At 41.8% G+C, this 536-nt stretch carries 1 tRNA gene and 1 rRNA gene; both read right to left on the minus strand.

The features are described from left to right. Positions 1–305 precede the first annotated feature (305 nt). A tRNA-Glu gene (locus ACU01J_RS21700) sits at positions 306–381 on the minus strand. A gap of 67 nt (positions 382–448) precedes the next feature. After that, positions 449–536 (minus strand): 16S ribosomal RNA (locus ACU01J_RS21705); the annotation flags it as partial.

Raw genomic sequence — 536 nt, forward strand, 5'->3', positions numbered from 1 at the left:
CGTGTACGCTTAGTCACTTAACCATACAACCCCAAAGGGTCTTTACGTCAAACAACCAAAGTTGTCTGCATTTTTATACATGTGCAGACTCGATTTTGCCGGACTCAATTTTGAATAGTCACTTAAAAGTGACATTCCCAAGAACACTTGAATGTGTTGTTTGGTGTTTGCCTTAAAGACAAACATTGAGAACTTTACAATCAACAATAAATTGTTGATTTGTCAGCTTTCCAAATTGTTAAAGAGCTAATCACCTCAATTGAGGTAACCATTTTTAAAAACTCTCAAAAGAGAATGTTTAAAGATGGTATCCCGTAGGGGAGTCGAACCCCTGTTACCGCCGTGAAAGGGCGGTGTCCTAGGCCTCTAGACGAACGGGACACTAAAAAAAGGGCTCTTAATAAGACATATCAATCTGTGTGGACACTCATCGTGAGTAATCATCGTATAAGGAGGTGATCCAGCCCCAGGTTCCCCTAGGGCTACCTTGTTACGACTTCACCCCAGTCATGAACCACAAAGTGGTAAGCGTTCTC

Source organism: Vibrio sp. 2433-A1, from assembly GCF_056726085.1.